The organism is Micromonospora sp. NPDC005979 (assembly GCF_040614415.1).
Classification (GTDB): Bacteria; Actinomycetota; Actinomycetes; order Mycobacteriales; family Micromonosporaceae; genus Micromonospora.
Window position 1 is genome coordinate 155,959 of record NZ_JBEXUR010000010.1, and the last position, 26,730, is coordinate 182,688.

Here is a 26,730-nt window from a genome sequence, read left to right on the forward strand (position 1 = left end):
CGAATGATCGTCGTGTTCGACCCACCGAATACTTGGAAAGGGAACCGTGAATCAGACCAACCAGGAAGCGATGGCCGACGTCCGCGACATGTACATGGTGCACATCATGTTCCGTCGCGAGCTCGGCCTGCTCCCGCAACTCGTCCGCGGCGTACGGCCGGGCGACGCGAAGCGCGCGGAGGTCGTCGGCGCCCACGCCGCGCTCCTGTGCCAGCAGTTGCACCTGCACCACGAGGGTGAGGACCTCTTCCTGTGGCCGCTGCTCGCCGAGCGCGGTGGCGCGGAGGCGGCCGCCGTCGTCCCCGCGATGCAGGCCCAGCACCACGCGATCGAGCAGGCCTACGAGGCGGTCGTCGCGCTGCTCCCCGCCTGGCGCCGGACGGGACACGACGGCGCGGCGGTGGCCGACGCCGTGGAGCAGCTCCGGGCCGTAGCGGCCGAGCACATGGCCCTGGAGGAGGCCGAGATCCTGCCGATGGCGCAGCGGCACGTCACCGCGGCCGAATGGGCGAAGCTCGGCGAGCACGGGCTCAACGACACCCCGAAGAAGGACCTGCCGCTGATCTTCGGAATGGCGATGTACGAGGGCGACGCCGCGGTGATCAAGGCGGTGCTCGCGCACGCCCCGCTGCCGGCGCGGCTGCTCATGCCGATCGTCGGACCCCGGCTCTACCGCACGTACGCCAAGCGCGTCCACGGCACGGCCACGCCCCCGCGCATCGGCGCGAACGCGAGCTGAACCGTGGGATCGACCGCGCCGACGAGGGGGTGGCGCGGTCGATCCCACGCGCGGTCAGCTGTCGGCGAGGAAGGCCAGCGCCCGGGGCCAGAGCGCCGTGGCGGCGTCCGGGGCGTACTCGGTCAGGGCCGGGTCGGTGAACAGGTGGCCCACGCCGGGGTAGCGGAACACCGTCAGGTCGGCGCCGGCGTCGGCCATCGCCCGTTGCCACTCGTCGATCTCGTCCGGTGCGTCGTACGGGTCCGGGTCGGCGACGTGCAACTGCACCGGCAACCCGGGCCGCACCACGTCCGGCGCGCCGCCGGTGCCGTGCAGCAGGAGCAGACCGGCGGCGTCGGGGCGTTCGGCGAGCAGCGCCCCGGCCACTCCCGCGCCCATCGAGAAGCCGGCGAGGACCGTCTGCGGCGGCAGGTCGCGCAGCGCCGCGCGAGCCCGGTCGAGCACCAGCTCGTGGCCGATCTTGTCGAGCAGCGCGAAGCCGTCCTCGACGGTGTCGGCGGCGGGAACGCCGTACAGGTCGGGGGTCGTGACCTGGTGCCCGGCGGCGCGCAACCGGTCGGCGGCGGCGCGGACGGCGGGCCGCAGCCCGTACACGGAGTGGAACAGCACGACGTGGCGCATCCGGTCATCCTGCCGCCGCCGGGCCGCCGACCGGCGCGGACACGCGGGGGTGGGCTCAGACCAGCGCCGTCAGCCGGGCGATCAGGGCCGACGGCGGTGGCATCGCGGCGATCTCCTGGCTGACCTGCACGGCGGCGGTCCGCAGGGTCTCGTCGGTGAGGAGCCGGGTCAGCGTGCGCGCGGTGATGTCGGCCGGGCGGGACGCGAGACCCGCGCCCCGGCGGGCCACCAGCTCCGCGTTGTGCCGCCGGTCCCCCGGGCCGACGGTGGCCAGTTGCGGCATTCCGGCAGCGAGGGCGCCGAGCGCGCTGCCCGCACCGCCGTGATGGACCAACGCCGCGCTCGCCGGCAACGCCTCGTCGAGCGGGATCCAGTCGACGACGCGGACGTTGTCGGGCAACGGACCGGCCGCCGTACGCCGGTCGGGTCGGACCAGCACGATCTCGGCGTCCACGTCGGGCGCGGCCGCGACCACGGCGGGCATCGGGCCCCGGTCGCCGGGGCCGGTCAGGGTGCTGCGGGTGACCAGGATCCGGGGCCGCTCGGCCGGCTCGCGCAGCCAGTCCGGCAGCTCACCGCCGCCCACGTAGGAGGCGTGGCGCATCGGCCAACCGTCCTGGGTCGCCACGCTGGGCGGCGCGACGGCGAGGGCGGCAGCCGGGGCGGGCAGCTCGGACAGGCCGTGCCGCCGCAGCGCCGCGTCGAGCCGGGCGACGGTGGCGGCGACCAGCTCCCGGCCGTCGAAGAGGCTGTTCTCCTGGCGTACGGCGGGCACGCCCAGCCGTGCGGCGGCCACCGCCGCGGCGACCGCGAACGGCTCGTGGAGCACCAGGTCCGGTCGCCACCGCGTCGCCAGCGTGACGACCGGATCGGTGAGCTGGTCGTTGAGCGCGCCGAAGATCAGGCCCGCGCCCCGGGTGCCCGCGATGCCGGCCATCTCGGCGCGGGCGATCAGCGGATGGCGCAGGAGGACCCGCAGCGCGATCCGGCCGAAGTCGAAACCGGGCGCGATGTCGTGGACGGCCAGACCGGCGTCCGCGGCGGCCAGGGCGCCGCCGCCGGTGGCCAGCAGCACGTCGTGACCGGCGTCGCGCAACGCGACCGCCAGCGGCACCAGCGGGAAGGCGTGCCCGACCAGTGGAGCGGAGACCACCAGCACACGCATGGCGAAATCCTATGTCGACACCGGCGGACCCGTTGCCCCGCTGACCGGGCGGGGTCAGCCGGCCCGTCGCTGGTCGACGATACGGCGCATCTTGCCCATCGAACGCTCCACCGCGTCCGGGGCGAGCACGTCCACGGTCACGCTCACCCCGATCGTGTTCTTCACCAGCTCCATCAACGCGACACCCGCCCGCTCGGCGGCGTCGACGGCCACGTCGGCGCGCCGCTCGACCCGCACGGTGAGGGTGTCCAGCCGGCCGCGCCGGTCCAGGACGCACTGGAAGTGCGGCGAGAGCTGCGGCGTCCGTAGGATCAGCTCCTCGATCTGGGTGGGGAAGACGTTCACTCCCCGCACGATCATCATGTCGTCCGTCCGGCCGGTGATCTTCTCGATCCGCCGCATGGGACGGGCGGTGCCGGGCAGCAGCCGGGTGAGGTCGCGGGTGCGGTAGCGCACCACCGGCATCGCCTGCTTGGTCAGCGACGTGAGCACCAGCTCGCCCTGCTCGCCGTCGGGCAGCACCGCGCCGGTGACCGGGTCGATGATCTCCGGGTAGAAGTGGTCCTCCCAGAGGTGCAGCCCGTCCTTGGTCTCGACGCACTCGGTGGCCACGCCGGGGCCCATCACCTCGGAGAGCCCGTAGATGTCCAGGGCGTGGATGTCCAGGCGCTGTTCCATCTCGCGGCGCATGTCCTCGGTCCACGGCTCCGCGCCGAAGATGCCGACCCGCAGCGAGGTGCGGCGCGGGTCGATGCCCTGACGCCGCATCTCGTCGATGATGGCGAGCATGTAGCTGGGCGTGACCATGATGATCTCGGGTTCGAAGTCGCGGATCAGCAGCACCTGCCGCTCGGTCATGCCGCCCGAGACGGGGATGACCGTGCAACCCAGCTCCTCGGCGCCGTAGTGGGCGCCGAGGCCGCCGGTGAAGAGCCCGTAGCCGTACGCGACGTGCACGCGGTCACCGGGCCGCCCGCCGGAGGCGCGGATCGACCGGGCCATCAACCGGGCCCAGGTCCGCAGGTCGTCGCGGGTGTAGCCGACCACCGTGGGTCGGCCGGTGGTGCCGGAGGAGGCGTGCAGTCGGGCGACCTGCTCCCGGGGTACGGCGAACATGCCGAACGGGTAGTTGTCGCGCAGCTCCGCCTTGCCGGTGAACGGGAAGCGGGCCAGGTCGGCGAGGTCGCGGCAGTCGTCGGGGTGCGCCCCGACGGCGTCGAAGGCCCGGCGGTAGTGCGGGACGTTGTCGTACGCGTGCCGCAGCGACCAGCGCAGTCGCTCGCGTTGCAGGGCGCGCAGCTCGTCGACGTCGGCGCGCTCGATCGGCTCCAGCTCCTCACGTGCCGGGGTGCGGTCCTGCATCGCGTGCCTCCCTTGGTGCGGCGATCCCGCGTACCGTACGCCCGTCGTCGTCAGGCTGACCCGACGGTCAACGGACGGCCGGCAGCCGGTGCAGGGCGTCGACCAGTGGCGCCAGCTCGGGGGTGGCGTGCGCCTCGGCGAGCGCGTCGGTGAGTACCCGGTCGTGGGTGGGCCGGGCGCGGGCGAGCAGCTCGGACCCGCCCGGGGTCAGCTCGGTGTAGATGCCGCGCCGGTCGTCGGCGCACAGGATGCGGGTCAGCAGTCCGCGCTGCTCCAGCCGGGTGACGAGACGGGTGGTGGCGCTTCCGGAGAGCGCGGCGGCACGGGCGAGTTGACTCATCCGCATGTGCCAGCCGTGCTGACGCGAGAGCGCGTCGAGCACCGTGTACTCGACGACGGACAGCTCGTGGCCGGCCTGCAACGCCCGTTCCAGGGACGCCTCGATGAGCCCGTGCAGGGCGGCGAGGGTGCGCCAGCCCTGGGCGCGGATCTCGACCGCGTCGTCGGCGATGCCCATGTCGGCCTCCTGGGTGTGATCTGACCGGAGCCCAGGCTACCACGCTTGCGCTCATATAAAGCGTGTGCAAGCATTCCGTTGTTGACGCGTGTAGTTGCACACGCTGCACATCCGACCCCTCCCCGATGGGAAGACCATGTCCGCACGCCAACAGTCCCTGCCGCCCGGCCTGATCGCGCTCGCCATCGGCGCCTTCGGTATCGGCCTCACCGAGTTCGTGATCATGGGGTTGCTGCCCGAGGTGGCCGCCGACTTCGCGGTCAGCGAGCCGGTCGCCGGCTGGCTGATCTCCGGCTACGCGCTCAGCGTGGCCGTCGGCGGAGTCGCTCTCACCGCGGCGGTGACCCGACTCCCCCGTAAGCCCGTACTGCTCGGCCTGATGGTGCTCTTCATCGTCGGCAACCTCCTCTCCGCCGTCGCCGGGAACTATCCGGTGATGATGGCCGGTCGCGTCGTCGCCGCGCTCTGCCACGGCGCGTTCTTCGGCATCGGCGCCGTGGTGGCCGCCGGCCTGGTCGCGCCGGCCCGTCGCGCGGGCGCCATCGCCATGATGTTCGCCGGACTGACCATCGCGAACGTGCTCGGCGTACCGTTCGGCACCTTCCTCGGGCAGCACTTCGGCTGGCGCTCCACGTTCTGGGCGATCACCGCCATCGGCGTGGTCGCCCTGATCGGGTTGGCCGTGCTCATCCCGGCCCGCGACACCGCCGACGCCGACCGCCCCGCCACCGGGCTGCGCGGCGAGCTGGGCGCCTTCACCCACACCCAGGTCTGGCTGTCGCTGGTGATCACCGTCCTCGGCTTCGGCGGAATGTTCGGCGCGTTCACCTACATCGCCTACACCCTCACCGAGGTCAGCGACTTCGCCAGCGGCACGGTGCCGTGGCTGCTCGTCCTCTTCGGGGTGGGCCTCTTCGCCGGCAACCTGCTCGGTGGCCGGGCGGCCGACCGGTCACTGTCCCGCACGCTGGTCACCGTCCTGGCGGCGCTCACCGTGGTACTCGTCGGCTTCGCGCTGACCGCGACGAACCCGATCCTCACCATCGTCGCGCTGGTGCTGATGGGTGGGTTCGGCTTCGCCACCGTCCCGCCGTTGCAGATGCGGATCATGCAATACGCCCGCCAGGCACCGACCCTGGCGTCCGGCGCGAACATCGCCGCGTTCAATCTCGGCAACGCGCTGGGCGCCTGGATCGGCGGGGTGACCATCGCCGCCGGGTTCGGCTACACCTCGCCGATCTGGGCCGGCGCCGCGCTCACCCTGGCCGGGCTGCTGGTCCTCGTCGGGGCACTGCGGCTGGCCCGGCGCGACGAGCCGGCGCGAACGGCCGACGAGGAGCTGACGAGCGCGGCGGCCTGACCGCCGAGACGACGACGCCGGGTCGGGCGGTCGCCTGACCCGGCGTCACCTCGATCATCGCCCTGCCATCTTGTCGCAGTTGCAAAAGATGTGCAACAAGGTCTGGACAACGCTCCGGTGCTGTAACTAGCCTTCTTCTTATGAGTCCTTACATCACCGATCCATGGGCGTGGCAGGAGAGCTGGGACCGCCAGCAGGAGGCGTACCTGCCGGACCGGGAAAACCGGTTCACCGCCATGCTCGACACCGTCGACGTGGTCGTCGACGGTCGAGGGCCGCGCGTGCTCGACCTGGCGGGTGGCACCGGGACCATCTCGCTGCGCACGCTGGCCCGCTTCCCCGACGCCGAGGTGACCCTGGTGGACCTCGATCCGGCGCTGCTCGCCATCGCCCACGCCTCGCTCGGCGGTCGTGCCACCATCGTCACCGCCGACCTCGGCGCCCCCGACTGGCACGCCGCGCTCCCCCACCGCGACTACGACGCCGTCCTCACCGCCACCGCCCTGCACTGGCTGCCGGCCGACCGGCTCGGGCAGCTCTACGCCGAACTGCGCGACGTGCTGCGCCCGGGCGGTGTCCTCGTCAACGCCGACCACATGCCCGACGACGCGCTGCCGGAGCTGACCAAGCGACTCCTGGATCGGGCACGCGACCGACGCGAAGCCCGCTACGCCGCCGGCTCGACGCTGTCCTGGTCGGACTGGTGGGCCCGGGCCGGCGCCGACCCGGCGCTCGCCCCGCTCGTCGCCCAGCGGCAGACGATCTATCCGAGTGGGCACAGCCCCGAATGGACCCCGCCGATCTCCTGGCACCTGAGCGCCCTCACGGCGGCCGGCTTCGACCAGGTCGGCACCCTCTGGCGAGGCGGCGCGGACGCCGCCGTCGCGGCCGTACGCTGAGGCCGGCACCGTCCGTGAGCCGTACGCGGACCCCGCCGGCGGCGGCACTACGCTGAGAACCCGTGGCAGAGCCGCTGGACCCGCACACCGACCCCGACGTCGACCTCCGGGTGCCCGCCGACCGGGGTGAGCTGACCGCGCACCCCGCGACGATCATCGCCGCCATCGCGGCGGGCGGCGTGCTCGGCGCGCTGGGCCGGGCCGGCCTGCAACACCTCGCTCCGCACGCGCCGACCGGCTTCCCGTGGGCGACGTTCGCGATCAACACGTCCGGCTGCCTGCTGATCGGCGCGCTGATGGCGGTGCTCGGGCACCTCGGCGGCGGGCACCCGCTCGCGCGCCCGTTCCTCGGGGTCGGGATCCTCGGCGGCTTCACCACGTTCTCCACCTACGCGGTCGACATCCAGCAGGCGCTGGTCGCGGGCGCCGCGGGCACCGCGCTGGCCTACCTGGCCGCGACGCTGCTCGGGGCGCTCGTCGCGGTCGCGCTGGGCGATGCCGTCACCGCCCGACTGCTGAGCGGCGCGGCGGCCCGATGACCGTCCTGCTCATCGCCCTGGGCGCGGCCGTCGGGGCTCCGCTGCGTTACCTCACCGACCGGGCCGTGCAGTCCCGGCACGCCTCGGCGTTCCCCTGGGGCACGTTGACCGTCAACGTGGTCGGCTCGCTGCTGCTCGGCGCTCTCGTCGGCGTACCCGCGGGTCCGGCGGTCAACGCACTCGTCGGCACCGGATTCTGTGGGGCGCTGACCACCTACTCGACGTTCAGCTACGAGACGCTGCGGCTGGCCCGGGGCGGCCGCCGGATGCTCGCGCTGGCCAACCTGGCGGGCAGCGTCGCCGCCGGGCTCGCCGCGGCCAGCGCCGGCTACGCCCTGACCCACGCCCTCACGGGCTGACCCGCAAGGAAGGGGCCGTTACTAACCCTATGCGTTAGTAACGGCCCCTTCCTTGCAAACACCAGCAGACCCGACCAGGGGAACACCCTCAGGGTATATACGCGAGGTATACCCTCGGTGTAGTCTCCTGGGCATGAGCGTGCCACTGACCCTGCTCGGTCTCCTCGAACGAGAGCCCAGCCACGGCTACGACCTGAAGCGCGACTACGACGCCTTCTTCGGCCGGGGCAAGCCGCTGCCGTTCGGCCAGGTCTACTCCACCCTGAGCCGGCTGGCCCGGGACGGGAAGGTCGTGATCAGCGACGTCGCGCCCGGCGCCGGCCCGGACCGCAAGCGCTACGTCATCACCGACGTCGGTGCGACCGAGGTCGAGCAGTGGCTGACCCAGCCCGTCGACCCGGAACCGCACCTCCAGACGGTGCTCTTCGCCAAGGTCGTGCTCGCGTTGATGACCGACCGTCCCGCCGACGAGTACCTCGACACCCAGCGCCGCGCGCACCTGCGCCGGATGCGCGAGCTGACCGAGATCAAGCGCTCCGGCAACCTGGTCGACGCGCTGCTCGCCGACCACGGGCTGTACCACCTTGAGGCCGACCTCCGGTGGATCGAGATGACCGGCGCCCGACTGGACGCCCTGCGCAAGGAGGTACGGCCATGAGCGCCGTCATCGAGGCCCGCGACGTGACCTTCGCGTTCGGGCAGACACCCGCGCTGCGCGGTGCCAGCATCGCCGTGGACGCCGGCGAGATCGTCGCCGTCATGGGCCCCAGCGGCTCGGGCAAGTCCACCCTGCTGCACTGTCTGGCCGGCATCCTGGTGCCCGACGCCGGCGAGATCCTCTTCGACGGCGAGCGGCTCGACACCCTGGCCGAGACCGCCCGCAGCAGCCTGCGCCGCGACCGCTTCGGCTTCGTCTTCCAGTTCGGCCAGCTCGTCCCCGAGCTCACCGCGGTCGAGAACGTGGCCCTGCCGCTGCTGCTCAGCGGTGTTCGCCGGACACCGGCGTTGGCCAAGGCGCGAGCCTGGTTCCCCCGCCTCGGCCTGGACGGGCTCCAGGAGCGGCGCTCGGGTGAGCTGTCCGGCGGCCAGGCGCAGCGGGTCGCCCTGGCTCGTGGGCTGGTCGCCGAGCCGCGGGTGCTCTTCGCCGACGAGCCGACCGGCGCGCTCGACTCCCTCACCGGCGAGCAGGTCATGGACCTGCTCGTCGACGCGGCCCGGGAGCAGGGCACCACTGTCGTCCTGGTGACCCACGAACCCCGGATCGCCGCGTACGCCGACCACGAGGTCATGGTCCGCGATGGGCGTGTCAACGCCCCGGAACGGATCGCGTCGTGATCGGCTTCGCACTGCGCCTCGCGGTGGCGGGTGGTCGGGAGGCGCTCACCCGCCTGGTCGTCATCGCCGCCGCCGTGGCGGTGGGAAGCGCCCTGCTGCTGACCACCCTGGCCGGGGTCAACGCCACCAACGCCCAGCTCACCCGGTACGCGTCGATCTATCCCCAGGCCACGAGCGGCGGCGACGCCGACCCGCTGTGGTGGTCGACCCGGGACGACTACTTCCACGGCCGACAGATCATCCGGATCGACGTCGCCGCCACCGGGCCGAACGCTCCCACCCCGGTCGGCGTCCCGGGCACTCCCGGGCCGGGCGAGTTCTACGCCTCCCCCGCGCTGCGTGACCTGCTGGCCGCCCACCCGGCCGCCGAACTGGCGGACCGTTACCCGGGGCGTGACCTCGGCGCGGTCGGCCCGGCCGGGCTGACCTCACCGGACACTCTCCTCGCCATCGTGGGCGGCACACCTGAGCGGGTGTCCGCACTGCCCAACGCGAGACAGGTCAGCAGCGTCGGCGACACTCCCGCCCTGCCCGAGACCACGGTGAACCTCATCCTGGGTGTGGCCGCCGGCGGGCTGCTCTTCCCGGTGCTGATCTTCATCGGCACCGCCACCCGGCTCAGCGCCGCCCGCCGCGAGCAGCGCTTCGCCGCCATGCGCCTGGTCGGCGCGACGCCCCGGCAGATCGCGACGATCGCCGCCGTGGAGGCGACCGTCGCGGCCGTCGCCGGCACCGCCGTCGGCTTCGGTCTGTTCGTCGCCCTCCGGGGCCTGGTGGCGGGCATCCCGTTCACCGGCATGCCGTTCTTCCCCAGTGACGTGTCACTCGGTGTGTGGGACATCCTGGCCGTGGCGCTCGGTGTTCCGGCCGGCGCGGCGGTGGCGGCCCGCGTCTCGCTACGCCGCGTCCGGATCTCGCCGCTGGGCGTCACCCGGCGGGTCACCCCACGGGCGCCGCGCGCGTACCGGCTGCTCCCGGCCCTCGCCGGGGTGGCCGTGCTGGTGGCCGCCCTGGGCTACCGGCCCGCGACGTCGGACGGGCAGACGGCGTTGTTCCTGCCCGGCCTGCTGCTCATCATGGCTGGCCTGGTCTTCGCCGGCCCATGGTTGACGATGGTCGGCGCGCGGATCATGGCCCGGTACGCCGACCGCCCGGCCACGCTCATCGCGGCCCGGCGGCTCGCGGACAACCCGAAGGCCGGCTTCCGGGCGATCAGCGGCATCATGCTCGCGCTGTTCGTCACGAGCGTCGCCGTCGGTGTGATCACCACGATCGTCGACGAACGTGGTCCGGCTCCGGTCGGCTCCATCGACGCCGGCACGGTGACCACCGTCTTCGACGAGAAGACGACGGCGGCGCCGGACGCGCTCCTCGCCGAACTGCGGGCGATCAGCGGCGTGTCGTCCGCGACCGCGATCCGAGAAGCCCCGGACATCGACACCGGCAGCGAGGGCGGGGTGATCGCCTGCGCCGACCTCCCGAGCGCGTACGGCCGGTGCGCCCAGGGCGCCGCCGTCATCGAGGTGCCGGTGGGTCTCAGCCGTTGGGAGGAGTCGGTGTCGTCCACAACGGAGTGGCGCGCGGCGTCGATCACGCTCGACGAGCTCCAGCGGCTGCCGGTGATCTCGGTCGTCGTGGGCACGGACGGCTCGGCTGCCGCTATCGAGCGCGTTCGCACCGTATTGGAGGTCGCCTTCCCGACCTTCTGGGTGGGGCCGAACGTGCCCGGCGACTTCGAGTCCGACTTCGCCAACACGCTGCGCGGCTGGGAACAGTTGGCGAACGTCGTCATCATCGCCAGCCTGGCGCTGGGCGGGTGCAGCCTCGCGGTCAGCGTGATCGGTGGCCTGACCGAACGGCGGCGACCGTTCAGCCTGCTCCGCCTCAGCGGCGCTCCGGTACGGGTGCTGCGCCGGGTCGTCGCTCTGGAGAGCGCCGTACCGATGCTCGCCGTCACCGCCGTCGCCATCGGGATGGGTCTGCTCGCCGCGCACCTGTTCCTGCGGGCGCAGATGGGCTACACGCTCGTCGCGCCGCCGCCGCGCTTCGCCGTGATCGTCGTCGTCGGCCTGGCCGCCTGCCTGGGTGTCATCGCCTCGACCATGCCGCTGTTGGAACGCGTCACCGGCCCGGAGACGGCCCGCAGCGAGTGAGCGTCAGGACCCGGTGGCCACCGCGATCGCCCCGTGCCCATGGTGGTGGTGATGGTGGTGGCCAACCGGGTCGTCGGGGTGGTCGTGCGGTTGCTGCGGGCGGCCCACCTTGTCGGCGAAGCCGGGCATCAGCACCCGGTAGGCGCAGGTGTCGCAGTTCATCCGGATGTCCCCGCCCAGCGCCTCGTCGTAACGTTCGCGGACCAGGTCGGCGAGCGCGTCGCAGTCGCCGATCACGTCGGCGACGCGGACGTCCAGGTCGGGGTGGGCGGCGGCGAACTCGGCCGACTGGGCGACGATCCGGTCGGGCAGCACCCCGGCGAACAGGAAGTACGGCGCGACGACGATCCGCCGTGCGCCGAGCCGGCGCAGCCGTTCCAGCACCGCCGGCACGGACGGTTCGGCGAGGGAGACGAACCCCGGCTCGACGCCCGCGTACCCGCGCCCCTCCCAGAGCAGCCGGGCGACCTTGGCGACCTCGGCGTTGGCGTCCGGGTCGGTGGAGCCACGCCCGATGAGCGCCACCCAGGTTCCGGCCCGGTCGACGTCCGCCGACACGACGCCGTCCGCCGACACGACGCCAGCCCAGTCGGCGTCCGCCGACGCAGTGCCAGCCCGGTCGGCGTCCGCCGACGCGGTGCCCGCCAACGCGGCGTCGATGCGCTCCTCGATGGCCGTGTGCAGCAACGGGTGAGGGCCGAGCGGACGCCCGTAGCGGTACGTCAACCCGGGGTGCCGCTGCTGCTCGCGGGCCATCGCGGCCGGGATGTCGCCCTTGCCGTGCCCGGCGCCGGTGAGCACCAGCGGCAACGCGACGAGGGACCGGTGGCCGCCCGCGACGAGCGCGCCGACCGCGTCGGTCAGCGGCGGACGGGACAGCTCGATGAATCCGCCCTCGACGTCGCCGATGTCTTCCCGGCGGCGAACCCGCTCGACGAGCGCCGCGAACTGGTCGACCCCGGCCGCGCTGCGCGTGCCGTGCCCGACGATGACCAACCCGGTCATGACCTCTCCTCGCTGTAGAGCAGGGCGTTGAGGGCGGCGGCGGCGACCGCCGAACCACCCTTCTCGCCCACGTTTGACACCCCGGGCAGGCCGCTGGCCCGCAGCGCCGCCTTCGACTCGGCCGCGCCCACGAAGCCGACCGGAAGGCCGACAACCAGCGCCGGGGCGGCGTCCAGGGTGAGTAGTTCGACGAGCGCGGTCGGCGCGCAACCGACCACCCAGACCGCGCCGGGGCCGACCCGGTCCAGGGCGATCCGCACGGCCGCCGCCGAGCGGGTGATGCCCGCCGCGCGGCCCAGCTCGGCGGCGGCCGGCTCGGCGACCGGGCAGACCAGTTCCAGGCCGGCCCGGGTGATGCCGGCGGCGACCATCGCCACATCCGTCACCACGGGTACGCCCGCGCGCAGCGCGGCCAGTCCCGTCTCCAGGGCCGCCTCGTCGCAGACCAGGTCGTCGACGTACGCGAGGTCGGCGCTGGCGTGCACCACCCGCTCGGTGACCGCACGGCTCAACGGCGGCAGGTGCGACAGGTCGACGCGCTCGCGCAGGATGCGGTACGACTCGACCTCGATGGGATGCACCATCCGGCTCATCGGGCTCCTTCCCCGGGCTCGGTCACGCGGATCGCGTCGACCGGGCAGATCTCCAGGCACTCCAGGCAGCCGGTGCAGCGGTCGGCGCGTACCGTGAGGCCGCCGGCGACCGGCCTGATCGCATGCGTGGGGCAGGTCAGCAGGCACGCACCGCAGCCTTGGCAGGCATCGATGGTCACGAGCGCCACCGGTACCCCCGGGGTGTGACCATCCGCCCGGCGACCAGCCTGGTGTCGCTGTTGCCCACCACGACCACGCTGTACATGTCGACCACGGCCGGATCGAACGTGGCCACCGTCGCCAGGTGCACACGCTCGCCGGGGCGACTGGCGTTGCGCACCACCCCGACCGGCGTGTCCGGTGGCCGGTGCGCGGCGAGGATGCCGAGCGCCTTGCCGAGCTGCCAGTCGCGGGCGCGGCTGCGCGGGTTGTAGAACACGGTCACGAAGTCACCCTCGGCGGCGGCGGTCACCCGCCGCTCGATGACCTCCCACGGGGTGTGCAGATCGGACAGGCTGACGTAGGCGTGGTCGTGCCCGAGCGGTGCGCCGAGCAGCGCCCCGGCGGCGAGCGCGGCCGTCACCCCGGGAACGCCCACCACGTCGATCCGCTCGTCGGCGTACTCGAGGGCGGGGCTCGCCATCGCGTACACCCCGGCGTCGCCGGACCCGATCAGCGCGACCGCGCGGCCGACGGCGGCCTCGGCCACGGCGGCCCGGGCCCGCGCCTCCTCCGCGCCGAGCGAGCTGGCGAGCACCCGGGTGCCCGGCCGCAGCACGTCGCGGACCTGGTCGACGTACTGGTCCAGGCCCACCACCACGGCCGCGCGGCGCAGCTCCGTCACCGCCCGGGGAGTGCGCAGGTCGGCCGCGCCCGGCCCGAGGCCGACGACGGCGAGCCGGCCGCGCGGCGCGTGCCGCGCCACCGCCACGGTCGCCATCGCCGACGCGGTCTTGCCCACCAGCAGCGTCGCGTCGGCCCGGCCGTCCGCGCCGAGCAGGGCCGCGGCCTCCGCGACGCTCGGCGTGCCGACCGCCGCCCGGACCACCTCGCTGGGGTGCGGCACGTCGACCGCGGCGAGGCGCGTCGCGGGCCAGGTCACCAGGGGTACGCCGAGCGCGTCGGCGGTGCTGCGGATGCCCGCCTCGTCGGCCTTGACGTCGGCGCTGGCCAGGCAGCTCAGACTCGCCGGGTCGAGACCGGCCTCGGCCAGCACCCGGTGCAGCAGCTCGGCCACCTCGGCGGCCGGTACCCCCCGACTCGCCCCGACACCGGCGACCAGCGACGGCGGTCGCAGCACGGCGGTCCGCGCGTCGATCGGCACCACCCGATCGGTGACCAGCAGCCGGTACCCGCCGTCGGCCGTGTCCCCGCCGGTAGGACCCACGTTGGGTGGCAGGGCGGGCAGTGGCCAATCGGCGTCGGCGACCAGCTCGACCGGCTCACCGTCCAGGATGGCCCGGGACACCGCGGCGACCGCGCCCCGCACGGGCCAGCCGAGGGTGTCCAGCCCGGGCAGCCCGACCGCGTCGGTGGCGGTGGTGACCACCGGTCGGGCGTCCAGCAGCGCGCCGACCCGCTCGGCGAGGTCGTTGCCGCCGCCGGCGTGACCGCCCAGCAGCGCCACCGCGTGCCGGGCCGCCTCGTCGACGACCACCACGGCCGGGTCGGTGCGCTTGTCGCCGAGCAGCGGCGCGAGGACGCGTACCACGGCGCCGGTGGCCAGGAACGCGACCACCGCGTCAGATCCCGCCCAGGCGGCGCGTAGCGCGTCGGCGACGCTGTCGCCCTCGACCAGCCGGGCGTGCGGCCAGGCGGCGGCCAGGGTGTCGGCGTGCCGCCGGCCGGCGGTGGTCGCCGCCACCAGGCCGATCCGCGCGGGAGTGTTTTCGTTCACGGGCGCTCCCCGGTGAGGACGACCACCGGGTTGGTGGCCGCGAGACGGATCGACCCGCCGGGCAGGTCGGCGAGGCGGGCGGCGGCGAGCTGGCTGCCCTCGACCGGGTAGCCGGCGGCGCGCAGCAGCGCCACCGCCGGCGCGACGCGGTCCAGCGCGGCCAGGGTGAGCACGATCCGCTCGGGGCGGCGGGCCACCACGGCGGCGAGGACGTCGACGCCGCCGCCACCGACGAAGACCGCGTCCGGTTCGGGCAGACCGTCAAGCGCCGCCGGGGCACGCCCGACGACGATCCGGACGTCGACGGCGTGCGTGGCGGCGTTGTCCCGGATCGTCGTGGCGGATGCCGGGTCCTGCTCGACGGCGAGCACGGCCGCGCCCAGCAGCGCGCACTCGATGCCGACGGAGCCGCTGCCCGCGCCGACGTCCCAGACGAGCCGGCCCAGCCGGGGGCGCAGCCGCGCGACGACCAGGGCACGCACCTCCGACTTGGTGATCATGGAGTCGCGATGGGCGTACCGGCTCTCCGGCAGCGCCCAGCCACCGACCGGCGCGGCGGCCGGCTGGTTGTCGACGCGCATCCCACCGACCGCGACGGGTTCGGGCGCGGGCCCGGCCCGCGCGGGCGCAGACCCGGACGCGGCGGGCTCGGACACGGCGGGCTTGGGCACGGCGACGCTGAGCAGGACGTGTGGGTCGGGCCAGGTGCCGGCGGCGGCCTGCGCGGGGGTCATCTCCCGCACCCGTTCGGCGTCGGTGCCGAGGTGTTCGGCGACCAGCAGGCGTCGGGACCAGCCGACGAGGCCGGCGCCCAGTTCGGCGGCCCCGGCCCCCGGCGCGGTGAGGACCGCGACCAGCGGCAGCGCCCGGCAGGCGTTCAGCGCCGGTCGGAGGTCGCGGCCGTGCGCGGTGACCACGGCCGCGCCGTCCCAGGACAGTCCGGCGCGGGCGAACGCGGCGGCCACACTCGACACCGCCGGCACCACCCGCAGCGGCAGCCCCGCCGCGCGCAGCCGCCGGACGATCCCGAACAGGCCGGGATCGCCGCTGGCCAGCACGACGGCCGGCACCCGGGCGGCGACGGCGTCGGCCAGCCGGCGCAGGGCCGGGGCGAGCGGTCCGAGGACGACGGTCTGCGCGTCCGCCGGTACGGGCACCGCGGCCAGGTGCCGGGCCGCCCCGACCACCAGTCCCGCGCCGGCCAGCGCGGGGGCGAGGGCGGGATGCGGCGGCGCCCCGGCGGCGTCCAGCCCGACCACGGTCACCAGCGCGTCCGGGGATGCCACCGTCGCCGTCGCGTCGTCCGATGTCACCCCGTCCACCAGCGCGTCCGGATCGCTCATCGCGGCCACCGGCGCGTCCGGGGCGCTCACCGCGGCCACCGGCCGGACGAGGCGACGACGCGCGCTCCGGCGAAGTCGACCATCGCCACGTCCACGGTGACCGTCGGCCCGGCGAAGCGTCGCAGCACCGCCTGGACCCGTTGGCAGAGCAGGTCTCCGGCCGCACCGAGGAGCCCGGCCGCCTCCCACAGCTCGTACGCGTGCCGCCCGGTGTTGGCCTCGGTCACGGCGGCGGCGAGCGCCGGATCGCCACCGGCGTCGGCGGTCACCGCGCCGAGCAGGGAAAGGTCCACCTTGGAGCGGGTGTAGTGGGTCATCAGGATGCCGGCGGCGAGCTTGGCGAGCTTGCCGGCCATGCCGACGAAGACCACGCCGGTCATCGCGTCCTCGACGGCGGCGGTCACCGCCGCGCCGGTGAAGTCGCCCACCTCGACGAAGCACACCTCGGGCAGGTCGGGCAGCAGCGCGCGGGCGGCCCGCTCGGTACGCCCACCCGTGCACAGCACCACGGTCCGCTCGCCCTGGGCGGCCATGACGTGCACGGCCTGCACCACGCTGGCCCGCCAGGAGGCGGTGGAGAAGGGCCGGACGATTCCGGTGGTGCCCAGGATCGAGATGCCGCCGAGGATGCCGAGCCGCCGGTTGGTGGTCTTGCGGGCCATGATCTCGCCCCGGGGCACGCTGATGACCACGCGCACACCGACCTCGGTGAGGTCGACGACCTCGGCCACCGCCTCGCCGATCATCCGGCGGGGCGTGTCGTTGATGGCCGGCCCACCGACGGCGAGCCCGAGGCCGGGTTTGGTGACGGTGCCGACGCCGGTGCCGCCGGCCAACCGGAGCCCCGGGGCATCGGTGAAGTCCACGGTGGCGGTCAGCTCGGCGCCGTGGGTGACGTCCGGGTCGTCCCCGGCGTCCTTGACCACGACCGCCTCGGCGCGCACCGGTGGGCTGCCGGTCACCTCGCAGCGTTCCACCGGGAAGCGCACCCGCCGCCCGGCGGGCAGGCCGATCTCCACCTCGGGTTGGATCTCGCCGGTGACCAGGGCGGTGACGGCCGCCTTGGCCGCCGCGGTCGCGCACGCGCCGGTGGTCCAGCCGGTTCGCAGCGCGGTGGGCCGGACCTTCGCCGTACGCGGCAGGTCCGGCTCGCGCAGCGGCGGCTCGGCGTACGTCATGGGGTTTCTGTCTCTCCGGCGCGGGCGCGGCGCAGCTCGGCGCGGGCGGCCGGTTCGGCGCGACGGAAGGTGTGGAAGTGCCCCGGGTGGTAGAGGTGTGAGCGGGTGCCCGTCGCGGCGAGGGCCGGGCCGACCAGGAACAGGGTGTGTTTCCACAGCTTGTGCCGCTTGACCGTGGCCTCCAGGGTGCCGACCGTGCAGCGCACGACCAGCTCGTCGGGCCAGGTGGCCTGGTACGCCACGACGGCCGGGGTGTCCGCCGGGTAGCCGCCGGCCAGCAGTTCCGCCTGCACCTGCCCGGAGCGGGCGGCGGAGAGGAACAGCGCCATCGTGGTGCCGTGGCGGGCGAAGTCGCGGACCCGCTCGCCGGGCGGCATGGGGGTCTTGCCGCCTTCGAGGCGGGTGAGGATCACCGACTGGGCGACCTCGGGCACGGTCAGCTCCCGCCCGACGATCGCGGCCACGGCGGTGAACGACGACACGCCGGGGACGATCTCGACGGCCAGGTCGAGCGCCCGGCACAGGTCCAGTTGCTCCTGCACCGCGCCCCACAACGCCGGGTCGCCGGAGTGGATGCGCGCCACGGTCAGCCCCTGCGCGGCGGCGCGCTCGTAGAGCGGCAGCACCCCCTCGATGGGCAGTTGTGACGAGTCGACGACCTCCGCGTCGGGGCGGGCGTGGTCGAGCACGTCGGCGTGCACCAGGCTGGCCGCCCAGATCACGATGTCCGCCGTGGCGATCACGCGGGCGGCCCGTAGGGTCAGCAGGTCCGCCGCGCCCGGGCCGGCGCCGACGAACCACACCTTGCCGTCGCTGGTCACAGTTTTCCTCCTCGGTACGCGCGCCGGGCGGGGACCAGCAGCGTGGACAGGTACGGCAGATCGGGCACGGCGTCGTCGACCGGGCCGATCCGTTCGCCGGGCAGGCCCAGTGCGCGCCCGAGCACGGCGTCGGGAAGGCGGCCCTGTCGGCGCAGTTCGGCCAGCAACTCGGGGTGCCGCCGCCAGCCCTTGTAGACGACCACGGTGCCCGGCCCGGCGAGGGCGTCGGCGAACGGCGCGAGGCCGGCGGTGGCCGGCAGCAGCGTGAGCGGTTCGCGTCCCTCGACCAGCGGGACGCCGCTGCGCGCGGCCAACTCCTGCATGGCGGTCACGCCGGGCACCGTCGCCACCCGCACGGCGGGGCGCAGGGCCCGCACGCTCTGCGCCAGGTAGCCGAAGGTGGAGTAGACGTTGGGGTCGCCGATGGTGGCGAAGGCCAGCGACCCCGCGCCCGCGTCGATTGCCTTGACGACCGTCCGGGCGGCCTCGTCCCAGGCCGCCGTGCGGCGGGCGGTCACCCCACCTCGATCGTCGAGGGCGAACGGCAGCCGGCGCAGCCGTTCCGCGGCGACGTACTCCCGGACGGTCGCCTCGGCCCGTCCGGCGTCCGCGCCCGGCGGCGTCGGACCGGTCGTCGCGCTGGTCTCGGCCCGGTCCGCCATCACGGGTACGAAGACCACGTCGGCCTCGCGCAGGACCCGCACCGCCTTGACGGTGAGCAGTTCCGGGTCGCCCGGTCCGACGCCGACGCCGGTCAGCGTGGCGGTCATCGGGCTGCCTCGACCAGCCGGCGGGCCGCGGCGGGGTGCCCGGCCCAGTGGGTGTGCAGGTAGGAGGCGTGCACCCGGCCGTCGACGAAGCCGTGCTCGGTGTCGTTCCAGCGCCACGCCGGCGCCTCGCCGTGCCCGGGGTCGGTGGTGGTGCGGTGGAACTCGTGGCCGCGTACCGGCTCGCCCGTCCGGGCCACCGGTGAATCGGTCACGGCCACCGCCTCGCGGTAGCCGAGGGTGAGCCGGCCGGTCATCCGGGCGGTCAGGTCCAGCCGCCCGCACATGGGTACGCCGTCCAGGGACCGCCCGAGGTAGAGCAGCCCGGCGCACTCGGCCACGATCGGCCCGTCGAAGTCGGCCAGTTCGGCGCGGAGCGTGCCGTTGCCCGCGAGGGCCTCGGCGTACGCCTCGGGGAAGCCGCCGCCGATGACGACCGCGCGGGTGCTGGCGGGCAGCGAGCGGTCGCGCAGCGGGTCGACGGTGACGACGTCCGCGCCGGCCGCGACGAGCAGTTCGGCGGTCTCGGCGTACGAGAAGGTGAAGGCCGGACCGCCGGCGAGCGCGACCCGTGGCCGCCCGACGCCGGCCGGCCCGCCGACGGCCTGGACCGGGTCCCAGGCCGGGGCGGTCAGCGGCCCGGCGCTGCGGGCCAGGTCGAGGACGGCGTCGAGGTCGACGGTGGCCTCGACCAGTTCGGCGAGGGCGGTGACGATCGCCAGCGATTCGGGGGCCCGCTCGGCGACCGGCACCAGCCCGAGGTGCCGGGCGGGCGCGGCGACCTCGGCGGCGCGGGTGACGGCCCCGAGCACCGGTACGCCCACCTCGGCGAGGGCGTCGCGCAGCAGCGTCTCGTGCCGGGGCGAGCCGACCCGGTTGAGGATCACGCCGCCGATCCGCACGGCGGGGTCGAAGGCGGCCATGCCGAGGGTCAGCGCGGCTGCCGAGCGGCCCTGCGCGGTGGTGTCCAGCACCAGCAGCACGGGCGCGTCGACGAGCCGGGCGACGTGCGCCGTGGAGGCGAAGTCGCGGCGGCCCACCGCGCCGTCGTGCAGGCCCATGACGCCCTCCACCACGGCGATGTCGGCGGGCGTGGGGACGCTCGCGCCGTGCCGCAGCAGGCCGGCGATCCGCTCGGGTCCGACCAGGAACGGGTCGAGGTTGCGGCCGGGCCGGCCGGCGGCGAGGGCGTGGTAGCCGGGGTCGATGTAGTCCGGGCCGACCTTGTGCGGGCTGACCGTGAGGCCGCGTCGACGCAGCGCGGCGAGCAGTCCGGTGGCGACCGTCGTCTTGCCGTGGCCGCTGGCCGGCGCGGCGACCACCACCCGGGGCAGCGACAACGGTTCGGCGGGGGCGATCACCACTCGATGCCCTTCTGGCCCTTCTGGCCGGCGTCCATCGGGTGCTTGACCTTGGTCAGCTCGGCGACCAGGTCGGCGGCGGCGACCAGGCGCGGGTCGGCGTCGCGGCCGGTGATGACGACGTGCTGGAAGCCGGGCCGGTCGGCCAGGGTCGCGACCACCTCGTCGACGTCCACCCAGCCCCACTTCATCGGGTAGGTGAACTCGTCCAGCACGTACAGCCCGTAGCGCTCGGCGGCCAGGTCCCGCTGGATCTGCCGCCACCCCTCCAGGGCGTCGGCGGCGTGATCGGCCTCGCCGCCGCGCTGGATCCAGGACCAGCCCTCACCCATCTTGTGCCAGGCGACCGGCGCGCCCTGGCCGGTACGCTCGTGCGCCTCGCCGAGGGCGCGGAAGGCGTTCTCCTCCCCGACCCGCCACTTGGCGCTCTTGACGAACTGGAAGACGCCGATCGGCAGGCCGGCGGTCCAGGCCCGCAGCGCCAGCCCGAAGGCGGCCGTCGACTTCCCCTTCATCTGTCCGGTGTGGACGATCAGCAGCGGCCGATTCCGCCGCTGCCGGGTGGTCAACCCGTCGGCGGGCACGTGACTCGGCTGTCCCTGCGGCATCAGAGGTCCCCCCTCGTCGTCAAGCCCCACGCGCCTTCCGCGATCTTGCAGTTTCTGTTGCTCATATGCGTATCTCGTCCTTTATGTCGCGACAGAAACTGCAAGATCGCGGGGGTGGGTCAGGGTGGTTAGGGGGTGTAGGGGGGCGGTCAGCTGGGTTGCCAGGCGGGCGGCCAGGTTGAGGCGGATCGGGCCGGTCTCGCAGTCGACGACCACGCAGGGGGCACCCGTCGCCGCGAGGATTGCCGCCGCGCCTGCCGCCCGGTCGAGCGGGCGGGTTCCGGCGGTGGCTCTGCCGTCGGTGACGATGAGGACCAGGGGGCGGCGCTTCGGATCGCGCAGGCGCTCCACCCGCAGCAGATCGGCGGCGGCGAGCAGGCCCTCGGCCAGTGGCGTCCGCCCGCCGGTCGGCAGTTCGGCCAGGCGGGTCGACGCGGCCAGCACCGAGGAGGTGGCCGGCAGCAGCGTCCGCGCACCGGCGCCCCGGAAGGCGATCACCGCCACCTTGTCCCGCCGCTGGTACGCGTCGGTGAGCAGCGCCAACACGGCGTCCTTCACTGCGGTCATCCGCTGCCGGGCGCCCATCGACCCGCTGGCGTCCACCACGAACAGCACCAGGTTGCCCTCACGACCCTCCCGGACCGCCTCCCGCAGGTCCTCCGGGCGCAGCCGCAACGGGCCGGCGAGCCGACCCCGGGCCGCCTGGTGCGGCGCGGCGGCGCGAACCGTCGCCGGCAGGTGCAGCGCGCCGACCCGGCCCGCCGGTACCCGGGCCCCGGTGGTGCGGCCCCGCCCGGTCCGCGCCCGGGAGCGCCGGCCCGGCACCCCGTCACCAACGCCGGGCGCGGTCAGGAGCCGGGCGCGTAGACCACCCCGGGGTACGGCCACCGTTCCGCCGTCCCAGTCCCGAGGGTTCTCGGTGCCGTTCGGCTCAGCGCCTCCGGCCCGTCGACGCTGTCTGCCCCTGCTGTCGGCTTGCGAGCGATCGGAAGGCCCCTCTGCGCCCGCGTCGGCGACGTGCGGCTCGGGACCGTCGCCGCGCTCGCCCGCGCTGGCGCCGTTTCCACCGGCGGAGCCGTGACGTTCCGGACCCTCCGGGGTGGTCGGATCGGTCGCGGCACCATCGGCGTCACCGCCACGAGCATCCGGTCCGGACCCATCGGAACGGCGCCCGGCGTCCGGGCCTCCCTCACCGTCCGGGCCACCCGAACCGCCGGCACTGCCGCCTGGGCCGCCACCGTCCGGGCCACCGGCACCGCCGCCCGGGCCGCCGCCACCAGCGGGACCGTCGGGGCGCGGGCCGGCGGAGCCGCCGTCGTCCGGGGCGCCGTCGTCGTCCGGGTCGTCGGGATGGCTGTCCTGGGCCCGTTGCAGCGCCTCGTCGAGGCGCTTCTCGTCCAGCCCCGGCGTGTCGAACGGGTCGCGGCGGCGACGGTGCGGCAGGGCGAGCCGGGCCGCCACCCGGACGTCGTCGCTGGTGACCCGGTCCCGGCCGTGCCAGGCGGCGTGGGCGAGAGCGGTACGCGCGGTGACGATGTCGGCGCGCATCCCGTCCACGTCGAACGCCGCGCACACCTCGGCGATTTGCCGCAGCGCGGCGTCGGGCAGGCGTACCCCGGGAAGCCTGCGGCGGGCGGCGGCCACCTGGGCGGCGATCTCGGCGTCGGCGTCGGCCCAGCGGGCGGCGAACCCGGCCGGGTCGGCGTCGGCGGCGAGCCGACGGCGCACGACCTCCACCCGGATCTCCGGGTCCCGGCTGGCGTTCACCTCCACGGTCAGCCCGAACCGGTCGAGCAGCTGCGGGCGCAGCTCCCCCTCCTCCGGGTTCATGGTGCCGACCAGCAGGAACCGGGCGGCGTGGCTCACCGACACGCCCTCGCGCTCGACGTGGCTGCGGCCCATCGCCGCCGCGTCCAGCAGCAGGTCGACGAGGTGGTCGTGCAGCAGGTTGACCTCGTCGACGTAGAGGACGCCCCGGTGCGCGGCGGCGAGCAGGCCCGGTTCGAAGGCGCGGACGCCCTCGCCGAGCGCCTTCTCCAGGTCCAGCGACCCGACGACCCGGTCCTCGGCCGCGCCGACGGGCAGTTCCACGAGGCGCGCCGGGCCGGTCTCGGCGGCCGCCCCGACCGGGTGCGGCCCGTCCGGGCAGCCCGGGTCGGGTTCGGCCGGATCACACCCGAAGCGGCAGCCGGCGACCCGCCGTACCGGGGGCAGCAGCGCGGCGAGCGCGCGGACGGCGGTCGACTTCGCGGTCCCCTTCTCGCCGCGCACCAGGACCCCGCCGATCGCCGGGGAGACGGCGTTGAGCAGCAACGCGAGCCGCATGTCGGCCATGCCGAGCACGGCGCTGAACGGATACGTCACTGGGCCCCCTCGCAAACCGGCTCACTCCTCGCGCTCATGCCCGGTCCTCCAGGTCACCCTCGCTGGCCAGGTACTCGTCGCGCAGGCGGTCCAGGGTGGCCGGCTCGGGCTTGGCCCACAGCCCCCGGTCGGCGGCCTCCAACAGCCGCTCGGTGATGCCGCGCAGCGCCCACGGGTTGGACCGCGCCAGGAACTCCCGGGTGGTGTCGTCGAACAGGTACGCGGCGGCCAGGTGCTCGTACATCCAGTCGTCCACCACGCCGGCGGTAGCGTCGTAGCCGAACAGGTAGTCCACCGTGGCGGCCAGCTCGAACGCGCCCTTGTAGCCGTGCCGGCGCATCGCGGCGATCCACTTCGGGTTGACCACCCGGGCCCGGAACACCCGCCGGGTCTCCTCGCCCAGCGTGCGGGTGCGCACGTCGTGCGGCATGGCCGAGTCACCCACGTACGCGGCCGGGGACGTGCCGGTGAGGTGGCGGACCATCGCCACCATCCCGCCGTGGTACTGGAAGTAGTCGTCGGAGTCGACGATGTCGTGCTCGCGGGTGTCCTGGTTCTTCACCGCCACCGCGATCCGGGCGAACGAGCGTTCCATGTCGGCGCGCGCCTCCCGCCCGTCCAGGCCCCGGCCGTACGCGTAGCCACCCCAGACCGCGTACACCTCGGCCAGGTCGGCGTCGCTGCGCCACGTCCGGGCGTCGATCAGCGGCAGCAGGCCCGCGCCGTACGCGCCGGGTTTGGAGCCGAAGATGCGGGCGGTGGCCCGCCGCTCGTCGCCGTGCTCGGCCACGTCGGCGGTGACGTGCGCCCGCAGGTAGTTCTCCTCGTCCGGCTCGTCGAGGGCGGCGACCTGCCGGACGGCGTCGTCGAGCAGCGCCACCACGTGCGGGAACGCGTCGCGGAAGAAGCCGGAGATCCGCACGGTGACGTCGACGCGGGGTCGACCCAGCTCGGCGGTCGGCACGACCTCGACGCCGGTGACCCGCCGGGACCGCTCGTCCCACACCGGCCGGCAGCCCAGCAGCGCGAGCACCTCGGCGATGTCGTCGCCCTGGGTGCGCATCGCGCTGGTGCCCCAGACGGTCAACCCCACCGAGCGGGGGTACGCGCCGGTGTCGGCGAGGTGCCGGGCCAGCAGCGAGTCGGCCAGGGCCACGCCGACGTCCCAGGCGTTGCGGCTGGGAATGGCCTTGGGGTCGACGGAGTAGAAGTTCCGGCCGGTGGGCAGCACGTTGACCAGGCCCCGGGTGGGTGAGCCGGACGGGCCGGGCGGCACGAACCGACCGTCGAGCGCGCCGAGGGTGTTGCGCAGCTCGTCGGTGGTGCGCTCCAGCCGGGGCACCAGCTCGGTCGCGGCGAAGCGCAGTACCTGGGCGGCGTCCGGGATCGGCTGGCCGGTCACCTCGGCGACGACCGCCTCGGCCGTCTCGGCGGTCCAGCCCAGGGTCTCCATGCCGATGACCAGCCGCCGGGCGAGGGCTTCGATCAGGTCGATGGCATCTGCGGCGGTGCCGGCCGGCCCGTCCACCGCGTCGGTCAACGCGGCCGGCAGGGCGATCCGCTGGCCCGGCGTCGCGAGCAGCGCCTGTTCGTCGAGGCCGTACGCAGCGGCGAGGGCCTGCCGCAGGCCGGGCAGGGCCTGGGCGCCGCCCCAGATCTGCGGGGCGCGCAGCACCGCGAGGACCAGGTTGACGCGGGGCTCTCCGGTGGGCGCGTCGGCGAGGATGTGCAGGCCGTCGCGGATCTGCACGTCCTTGACCTCGCACAGGTAGCCGTCGAGGTGCAGCACGAAATCGTCGAAGTCGTCCGCGTCGGGCATCGCCTCGGTGTGCAGGTCGTGGTGCAGCTCGGCGGCGCGGACCAGGTCCCAGATCTGCGCCCGCACGGTCGGCACCTTGGCCGGGTCGAGCGCCTGCACGGTGGCGTACTCGTCGAGCAGTTGCTCCAGTTTGGCCAGGTCGCCGTAGGTCTCGGCGCGGGCCATCGGCGGCACCAGGTGGTCGACGACCACGGCGTGTGCCCGTCGCTTGGCCTGGGTGCCCTCGCCGGGGTCGTTGACGATAAACGGGTAGACCAGCGGCAGGTCCGCGAGGACCGCGTCGGGCGCGCAGTCGGCGGCCAGGCCGAGCCCCTTGCCGGGCAGCCACTCCAGGGTGCCGTGCTTGCCCAGGTGCACCACGGCGTCCGCGCCGAAGCCGCCGTCCGCGACCGGCGCGGCGAGCCAGCGGTACGCGGCCAGGTAGTGGTGGCTCGGCGGCAGGTCCGGGTCGTGGTAGATGGCGATCGGGTTCTCCCCGAAACCACGCGGCGGCTGGATCAGCAGCGCCACGTTGCCGAAGCGCAGTCCGGCCAGCACGATGTCCCCGCCGTCGGTGTACAGCTCGCCGGGCGGCTCGCCCCAGTGCTGCCGCATCCGCTCACGCAGCTCGACCGGGACCCCCTCGAACCAGCGCCGGTACGTCTGCCCCGGTATCCGGGCCTCGGCGGCGGCCAACTGCTCCGGGGTGAGCCACTCCACGTCGTGCCCGCCGGCGGCGATCAGCGCGTGGATCAGCGCGTCACCGTCCGTGGGCGGCGGCGTGCCCCCGAGGTCGTAGCCCGCCTCGGCGAGCGCGGCGAACAGCCGGACCGCCGAGGCCGGGGTGTCCAACCCGACGGCGTTGCCGACCCGCGAGTGCTTGGTGGGGTACGAGCTGAGCACCACGGCGATCCGCTTGTCGGCGTTCGGCACGTCGCGCAGCCGGGCGTGCCGCACCGCGATGCCGGCGACGCGGGCGGCCCGCTCGGGGTCGGCGGCGTACACCGAGAGCCCGTCGGCGTCGACCTGCTTGAACGAGAACGGCACCGTGACGATCCGGCCGTCGAACTCGGGGATGGCCACCTGCATCGCCGCGTCCAGCGGGGACAGTCCGGCGTCGCTGCCGGCCCACTGCTCACGTGTGCTGGTGAGGCAGAGCGCCTGGATGACCGGCACGTCCAAGGCGGCGAGCGCGCCGACGTCCCAGGCGTCCTCGTCGCCGCCGGAGGAGGCGTCCGCGGCGACCGCGCCGCCGGCCGCGAGGACGGTGACCAGCAACGCGTCGCAGCGGGCGAACAGCCCGAGCGGGCCGGCGCCGGTGGTCAGCCCGCGCAGCGAGCCGCAGAAGATCGGCAGTGGGTTGCCGCCGGCCGCGCGGACCGCCTCGGCCAGCACGTCGACGAACGCGGTGTTGCCGGCCAGGGCGTGCGCCCGGTAGAAGACGATTCCGATGGTGGGCCGATCCGGTTCGGTGGGGTGCTCGCCGTGCACGCCGTACGCCGGGGTCGGCGTGGGCGGGGCGAATCCCTCACCGGTGAGCAGGACCGTGTCGGAGAGGAACCGGGCCAGCTCCCCCAGGTTGTCCGGGCCACCCTCGACCAGGTACGCGAGGGCCTGGGCGACCACCCCGGACGGCACGGTGGAGACCGCCATCAGCTCCGCGTCGGGCAGCGCCTCGCCGCCGAGGACGACCGTGGGCACGCCGCTGGCGAGCACGGCGGCGAGGCCGTCCGGCCACGCCTGCCGACCGCCGAGCAGGCGTACGACGGCGAGGTCGACCCCGTCGAGCAGGGCGGGCACCTCGTCGGCCGCCACCCGGGCGGGGTTGGCGAGCCGGTAGTCGGCGTCGCTGGCGCGGGCGGCCAGCAGGTCGGTGTCGGCGGTGGAGAGCAGCAGAATGCGCACGGCAGGCTCCGGACGGTAACGTCGGCGCGCTCGCGAAAGCG

The 26,730-nt window shown here is 74.6% G+C and carries 23 protein-coding genes and 1 pseudogene; 8 read left to right on the forward strand and 16 right to left on the reverse strand.

What is annotated here, in order from left to right:
* The first annotated feature begins 46 nt into the window (after positions 1 to 46).
* Positions 47 to 739: a hemerythrin domain-containing protein gene (locus ABZ272_RS18590; protein ID WP_355051167.1), complete on the forward strand. Its 693-nt coding sequence runs from the start codon at positions 47 to 49 to the stop codon at positions 737 to 739.
* Positions 740 to 793: 54 nt separating this feature from the next.
* Here the strand turns inward: ABZ272_RS18590 and ABZ272_RS18595 are convergent, their stop codons facing one another.
* The 4 genes from ABZ272_RS18595 to ABZ272_RS18610 form a co-directional block, all read right to left on the reverse strand.
* Positions 794 to 1,360 carry a dienelactone hydrolase family protein gene (locus ABZ272_RS18595; protein WP_355051168.1) on the reverse strand — a complete coding sequence of 189 codons (567 nt, stop codon included), beginning with the start codon at positions 1,358 to 1,360 and terminating at the stop codon, positions 794 to 796.
* A 55-nt stretch (positions 1,361 to 1,415) separates the two neighbouring features.
* Entirely contained in the window at positions 1,416 to 2,525 is a 1,110-nt protein-coding gene (locus ABZ272_RS18600) for a nucleotide disphospho-sugar-binding domain-containing protein (protein ID WP_355051169.1), read from the reverse strand.
* 54 nt (positions 2,526 to 2,579) lie between these two features.
* Positions 2,580 to 3,887 (reverse strand): phenylacetate--CoA ligase PaaK, encoded by a 1,308-nt coding sequence (gene paaK / locus ABZ272_RS18605; protein ID WP_355051170.1) that lies wholly within the window; start codon positions 3,885 to 3,887, stop codon positions 2,580 to 2,582.
* 67 nt (positions 3,888 to 3,954) lie between these two features.
* Positions 3,955 to 4,404 carry a MarR family transcriptional regulator gene (locus tag ABZ272_RS18610; protein ID WP_355051171.1) on the reverse strand — a complete coding sequence of 150 codons (450 nt, stop codon included), beginning with the start codon at positions 4,402 to 4,404 and terminating at the stop codon, positions 3,955 to 3,957.
* A 136-nt stretch (positions 4,405 to 4,540) separates the two neighbouring features.
* Here ABZ272_RS18610 and ABZ272_RS18615 point away from each other — a divergent pair, with 136 nt between their 5' ends.
* The 7 genes from ABZ272_RS18615 to ABZ272_RS18645 all read left to right on the forward strand — a co-directional run bounded on the left by ABZ272_RS18615 (position 4,541) and on the right by ABZ272_RS18645 (position 11,049).
* Positions 4,541 to 5,764: an MFS transporter gene (locus ABZ272_RS18615; protein WP_355051172.1), complete on the forward strand. Its 1,224-nt coding sequence runs from the start codon at positions 4,541 to 4,543 to the stop codon at positions 5,762 to 5,764.
* Between the two features lie 140 nt (positions 5,765 to 5,904).
* Positions 5,905 to 6,663, forward strand: coding sequence for a class I SAM-dependent methyltransferase (locus tag ABZ272_RS18620; RefSeq protein ID WP_355051173.1), 759 nt, complete (start codon positions 5,905 to 5,907; stop codon positions 6,661 to 6,663).
* A 62-nt stretch (positions 6,664 to 6,725) separates the two neighbouring features.
* The gene (locus tag ABZ272_RS18625) at positions 6,726 to 7,202 is read left to right on the forward strand and encodes a CrcB family protein (protein WP_355051174.1); all 477 of its coding nucleotides are present in this window, start codon (positions 6,726 to 6,728) and stop codon (positions 7,200 to 7,202) included.
* Positions 7,199 to 7,561 carry a fluoride efflux transporter CrcB gene (gene crcB, locus ABZ272_RS18630; RefSeq protein WP_355051175.1) on the forward strand — a complete coding sequence of 121 codons (363 nt, stop codon included), beginning with the start codon at positions 7,199 to 7,201 and terminating at the stop codon, positions 7,559 to 7,561. Before ABZ272_RS18625 ends, crcB begins: the two co-directional genes overlap by 4 nt.
* A gap of 133 nt (positions 7,562 to 7,694) precedes the next feature.
* Positions 7,695 to 8,219, forward strand: a complete 525-nt coding sequence (locus ABZ272_RS18635) for a PadR family transcriptional regulator (protein ID WP_355051176.1) — start codon at positions 7,695 to 7,697, stop codon at positions 8,217 to 8,219.
* Positions 8,216 to 8,896 (forward strand): ABC transporter ATP-binding protein, encoded by a 681-nt coding sequence (locus ABZ272_RS18640; protein WP_355051177.1) that lies wholly within the window; start codon positions 8,216 to 8,218, stop codon positions 8,894 to 8,896. Before ABZ272_RS18635 ends, ABZ272_RS18640 begins: the two co-directional genes overlap by 4 nt.
* Positions 8,893 to 11,049 carry an FtsX-like permease family protein gene (locus ABZ272_RS18645; RefSeq protein ID WP_355051178.1) on the forward strand — a complete coding sequence of 719 codons (2,157 nt, stop codon included), beginning with the start codon at positions 8,893 to 8,895 and terminating at the stop codon, positions 11,047 to 11,049. Before ABZ272_RS18640 ends, ABZ272_RS18645 begins: the two co-directional genes overlap by 4 nt.
* Before the next feature lie 33 nt (positions 11,050 to 11,082).
* Here the strand turns inward: ABZ272_RS18645 and ABZ272_RS18650 are convergent.
* The 12 genes and pseudogenes from ABZ272_RS18650 to cobN all read right to left on the reverse strand — a co-directional run.
* A pseudogene (locus ABZ272_RS18650) lies at positions 11,083 to 12,054 on the reverse strand (sirohydrochlorin chelatase); the annotation flags it as partial.
* Positions 12,051 to 12,647 carry a precorrin-8X methylmutase gene (locus ABZ272_RS18655; protein WP_355051179.1) on the reverse strand — a complete coding sequence of 199 codons (597 nt, stop codon included), beginning with the start codon at positions 12,645 to 12,647 and terminating at the stop codon, positions 12,051 to 12,053. The pseudogene ABZ272_RS18650 and the gene ABZ272_RS18655, both read right to left, overlap by 4 nt.
* Complete coding sequence (locus tag ABZ272_RS18660; RefSeq protein ID WP_355051180.1) at positions 12,644 to 12,835, reverse strand: 4Fe-4S binding protein; 192 nt, start codon at positions 12,833 to 12,835, stop codon at positions 12,644 to 12,646. Before ABZ272_RS18660 ends, ABZ272_RS18655 begins: the two co-directional genes overlap by 4 nt.
* Positions 12,823 to 14,544 carry a precorrin-3B C(17)-methyltransferase gene (gene cobJ, locus ABZ272_RS18665; protein ID WP_355051181.1) on the reverse strand — a complete coding sequence of 574 codons (1,722 nt, stop codon included), beginning with the start codon at positions 14,542 to 14,544 and terminating at the stop codon, positions 12,823 to 12,825. The genes ABZ272_RS18660 and cobJ overlap by 13 nt, the downstream gene beginning before the upstream one ends.
* The gene (cbiE, locus tag ABZ272_RS18670; RefSeq protein WP_355051266.1) at positions 14,541 to 15,887 is read right to left on the reverse strand and encodes a precorrin-6y C5,15-methyltransferase (decarboxylating) subunit CbiE; all 1,347 of its coding nucleotides are present in this window, start codon (positions 15,885 to 15,887) and stop codon (positions 14,541 to 14,543) included. Before cbiE ends, cobJ begins: the two co-directional genes overlap by 4 nt.
* A gap of 26 nt (positions 15,888 to 15,913) precedes the next feature.
* Positions 15,914 to 17,065: a cobalt-precorrin-5B (C(1))-methyltransferase gene (locus ABZ272_RS18675; RefSeq protein ID WP_355051182.1), complete on the reverse strand. Its 1,152-nt coding sequence runs from the start codon at positions 17,063 to 17,065 to the stop codon at positions 15,914 to 15,916.
* Positions 17,062 to 17,886: a precorrin-4 C(11)-methyltransferase gene (gene cobM, locus ABZ272_RS18680; RefSeq protein ID WP_355051183.1), complete on the reverse strand. Its 825-nt coding sequence runs from the start codon at positions 17,884 to 17,886 to the stop codon at positions 17,062 to 17,064. Before cobM ends, ABZ272_RS18675 begins: the two co-directional genes overlap by 4 nt.
* Entirely contained in the window at positions 17,883 to 18,656 is a 774-nt protein-coding gene (gene cobI / locus ABZ272_RS18685) for a precorrin-2 C(20)-methyltransferase (protein ID WP_355051184.1), read from the reverse strand. Before cobI ends, cobM begins: the two co-directional genes overlap by 4 nt.
* Positions 18,653 to 20,011, reverse strand: a complete 1,359-nt coding sequence (locus ABZ272_RS18690) for a cobyrinate a,c-diamide synthase (RefSeq protein WP_355051267.1) — start codon at positions 20,009 to 20,011, stop codon at positions 18,653 to 18,655. Before ABZ272_RS18690 ends, cobI begins: the two co-directional genes overlap by 4 nt.
* The gene (cobO, locus tag ABZ272_RS18695; protein ID WP_355051185.1) at positions 20,011 to 20,622 is read right to left on the reverse strand and encodes a cob(I)yrinic acid a,c-diamide adenosyltransferase; all 612 of its coding nucleotides are present in this window, start codon (positions 20,620 to 20,622) and stop codon (positions 20,011 to 20,013) included. The genes ABZ272_RS18690 and cobO overlap by 1 nt, the downstream gene beginning before the upstream one ends.
* A gap of 81 nt (positions 20,623 to 20,703) precedes the next feature.
* The gene (locus ABZ272_RS18700) at positions 20,704 to 22,956 is read right to left on the reverse strand and encodes a VWA domain-containing protein (protein ID WP_355051268.1); all 2,253 of its coding nucleotides are present in this window, start codon (positions 22,954 to 22,956) and stop codon (positions 20,704 to 20,706) included.
* Between the two features lie 64 nt (positions 22,957 to 23,020).
* Positions 23,021 to 26,689 (reverse strand): cobaltochelatase subunit CobN, encoded by a 3,669-nt coding sequence (gene cobN, locus ABZ272_RS18705; RefSeq protein ID WP_355051186.1) that lies wholly within the window; start codon positions 26,687 to 26,689, stop codon positions 23,021 to 23,023.
* Positions 26,690 to 26,730: the final 41 nt, after the last annotated feature.